Source organism: Sulfitobacter sp. L-8 (assembly GCF_056859255.1).
In genome coordinates this window covers 1-3563 of sequence record NZ_JBSXOD010000049.1, presented here as the reverse complement: position 1 = coordinate 3563, position 3563 = coordinate 1, and the positions used below count along the sequence as shown (strand labels likewise).

Genomic DNA, 3563 nt, shown 5'->3' with positions numbered 1-3563 from the left:
CCAGATAGTCGATGTCGCCCTTGGACACCAACTGGCCAATGGCCTCCGGCGTGTCACCCCAGAAACCCGAAGCGCACCCGATGCGCAGTTGTCGATCCGACATATACCCCCCTATCTGCCCGTCCATTCCGGCGCGCGCTTCTCCAGAAACGCCGAGAAACCTTCCCGCGCATCCTCTGTCGTCGCAATGCGCGGCAGCATGGTTTCGGCAAATCGAAACTGCTGTTCGATCGTCATATCCTGCATCGCGTGATAGGAGTACTTTCCGAGTCGAACTGCTGACGGGGAGCGTGCCGTGATCAGGTCAGTCAATTCTGCGACCTTGGCGTCAAGCGCGTCCGGTTCCGTCACATAATTAACGATGCCGTATTCCAGCGCCTGTTCGGCACTCCACGGTTCGCCGGTGATGTACATCTCCAGCAAACGGCGACGCGGTATCACCCGCATCATCTGCGGCATGATCATCATCGGAAACAGGCCGATCTTGACCTCCGGGGTCGCGATCCTGGCCGTGTTCGACATGACAGCAATATCGCAAGCACAGACAAGTCCGGCACCGCCACCCATGGCGTGACCGTTGATCCGACCGATGATCGGCTTGTTGCAGGTTTCCATCAGGGTGAACAGGCGAATGACGAAATGCCCGGGCTGCGAGATGTCTCCGGTGAACGGCCCGCCATCCTTGCCAGCCTTGAGATCTCCGCCCGCGCAGAACGCGCGGTCCCCGGCGCCGGTCAGCACGATGACAAGCACGTTGTCGTCATTCTGTGCTGTCTCGAAGGCCTCGATCAGTTCCCCCACCGTCGGTACGTTCAGTGGATTGCGCTTTTCCGCATTGTCGATGGTGATTTTCGCGACCCCGTCGCTGATTTCCAGCAGCACATTCTTGTCAGACATCTTTCATCTCCGTTTTCCGAGGGCCCATCCCTCTTGCATCCTATTACGTGACAGCCGCACCTATCCGGAATACCCGCCGCCCCGCCCTTACCGCGCGACGCGTCGAACACGAATTTATGGTGGTGCGGTCCTGTCGGCTCCCTACATCCTGAAGACACCGTAATGCGGCGCGTTGGGTGCAACACCCGCCGCACAGCACAACGCAATGCCAAGCATGTTGCGTGTATCGAGTGGATCGATGATCCCGTCATCATAAAGCCGCGACGTAAACCAGTAGGCCGAGGTTTCGTCTTCGGCCTTTGCACGCACCCGGTCGCGGAGTTCCTGCACGGATTCCTCGCTGAGGTCGGGGTCGTCGCGGCGCATCTGGGCCAGTTTGACATCGCCGAGCGTGCGCGCGGCCTGTTCGGGGCCCATCACGCCCATTTGTGCGTTGGGCCATGACATCAGAAGGCGCGGATCCCAGGCGCGACCGCACATACCGTAATACCCGGCCCCGAAGGCGCCGGAGGTCAGTACCGTCAGCTTGGGCACCTCGGAGCCGGCCTGTGCCATCAGCATTTTCGCCCCGTCCTTGGTGATGCCGCGTTCCTCGTACTCCCGGCCGATCATGTAGCCGGTGGTGTTCTGAAGAAAGATGAGCGGTGTTCCGGTCTGGTTGCAAAGCTGTATGAAATGCGCGGCCTTGAGTGAACTGTCGTTGAACAGAACCCCGTTATTGCCGAGAATTCCCACCTTGCAGCCCCAGATGCGGGCATAGCCGGTGACCAGCGTGGTTCCGTAATTCGGCTGGTATTCGTGAAACCGCGACCCGTCGACGATCCGGGCGATAACCTCGCGCATGTCGAAACGGACGCGGTAGTCGGTGGGTACGATACCGTAGATTTCGGCGGGATCGTAATAAGGATCCTCGGGCGCGGCCCAGTCGAACGCGCGGGGTCTGCGCGGGAAGGTGCCGACGATTTCACGAGCGAGCGCAATACCCGCCTCTTCGGAATCAACCGGATAGTCGCCGGTGCCCGAGACCGAGGTGTGCATGTCCGCGCCGCCCAGATCGTTGACCGAGACCTCTTCGCCGGTGGCGGCCTTGACCAACGGCGGCCCACCAAGGAAAATCGCGCCGGTATCGCGCACGATGATAGTATGCTCGCACAAAGCGGGCACATAGGCACCGCCCGCCGTGCAGTGGCCGCAGACAATGGCCACCTGGGGGATACCCTTTTTCGAAAGGATGCACTGGTTGCGGAATACCCGCCCACCCGGCGCGAAAACCCCCGACATTTCCTCGAGATAGCCGCCCGCGCTGTCGCAGATATGTACCACTGGCAGCTCATTTTCCAACGCAAATTCGAGCGCGCGCACGATTTTCGGCACGGACATGGGGTACCAAGCGCCGCCCTTGTTGGAACTGTCGTCGGCGTGAATGACGACCTCGCGCCCGGCGATCACACCGACGCCGGTGATGATGTTGGCACCCGGTGCCTGACCGTCGTAAAGATCGTTCGCCGCCAGACTCGAAAACTCTAGGAACGGTGTCCCCGGATCTAGCAGCAGTTCGAGCCGCTGGCGTGCCAGCATCTTGTTTTGCCGCTTCAACCGGTCGAGATCACGGCGGGGGCGGTCATGGCGCGCCTTGTCCTGTACCTCCCGGAACCGGTTGACGACCTCCTGCATCCGGCCAGAGGCTTCCTTGAATTCCGCCGATTCCGGGCGGATCTGTGTTTCCATCCGTCTCATCAATCCGTCTCCTCTTGCGGTTCCAGACGCAGCAGGACGTCCTTGCCGCCGAAACTGTCGCCTGTGGCGAAGGGCAGCTCCGCGACGATCCCGTCGCGCGGGGCTGTGACCGTGGTTTCCAGTTTCATGCTCTCGATCACCAGCATCGGCGCGCCTTCTTTCACGGCGTCGCCGGGTGCTACGGATACCGACACCACGACGCCGGGCATGGGTGCCAGCATCTGGTCCTGCGAGGCACCGCTTCCGGCCCTGTCCAAGGCGTCTGCCGGATCGGTCCGCCCGATTTCATAGGCCCGCCCGCCGAAGTGTATGAATGTGGCGCTCTCGTCCACGGCGATACGCATCGGGATGCGGGTGTCCGATATCTCCAGTACATACGCGCCTCTGCCGGCGGCTTCGTCGAGGGTGCAGGGAATCTCCCTTTCACCCATGTGCAGGACATGGCCTTGGCGCGTCGAGGCCAGCCAGACCGGGATCTCTTCCCCGTCAACTTCCAGAATGCGGCGCATCAGTTTCTCCAGTTTCCCATGAGTCGATAGATTTCCGGCACATTCTCCAGCGCTTTCACGAGCCGCGCATCGGACAGCACAGTGGCGGCGGCAAGAATGTCGGTGGTCGCGGGATCGCGATCCTGGTTCAGTTCATCGGCTTCTTCTGCCAGAAAACCGGTCGAGACATCGCCGGAACGGAATTTGGGATGGTCGAGGATCGTATCGAGATAGGCCAGATTGGTGGTTACCCCGAGAATGACATAATCCTGCGCCGCGCGGCGGCCCCTGGCGATGGCCTCTGCCCTGTTGCGGCCGTGGACGATCAGTTTGGACAGCATGGGGTCGAAATCGGTGGTCACTTTGCCGCCGTCCAGAATGCCGCTGTCCACGCGGACGCCTTCGCCGCGGGGTTCGTCCAGCAGCAGGATGTCCCCGATC

4 protein-coding genes and 1 pseudogene are annotated in these 3563 nt (G+C 61.3%); all 5 read right to left on the bottom strand.

The genetic code is table 11. The features are described from left to right. The coding region (locus AC13DE_RS11060) for an acyclic terpene utilization AtuA family protein (RefSeq protein WP_431193246.1) at positions 1-103 on the bottom strand (103 nt) is incomplete at its 3' end. 8 nt (positions 104-111) lie between these two features. Next, on the bottom strand, positions 112-897 hold the full coding sequence (locus AC13DE_RS11055; RefSeq protein ID WP_114865532.1) for an enoyl-CoA hydratase-related protein: 786 nt from the start codon (positions 895-897) through the stop codon (positions 112-114). 141 nt (positions 898-1038) lie between these two features. Continuing rightward, a complete protein-coding gene (locus tag AC13DE_RS11050) occupies positions 1039-2634 on the bottom strand; it encodes an acyl-CoA carboxylase subunit beta (RefSeq protein ID WP_114865533.1) in 1596 nt (531 codons plus the stop codon). After that, complete coding sequence (locus AC13DE_RS11045) at positions 2634-3143, bottom strand: acyl-CoA carboxylase biotin carboxyl carrier protein subunit (RefSeq protein WP_224558007.1); 510 nt, start codon at positions 3141-3143, stop codon at positions 2634-2636. The genes AC13DE_RS11050 and AC13DE_RS11045 overlap by 1 nt, the downstream gene beginning before the upstream one ends. Next, positions 3143-3563: pseudogene (locus AC13DE_RS11040) on the bottom strand (biotin carboxylase); the annotation flags it as partial. The gene AC13DE_RS11045 and the pseudogene AC13DE_RS11040, both read right to left, overlap by 1 nt.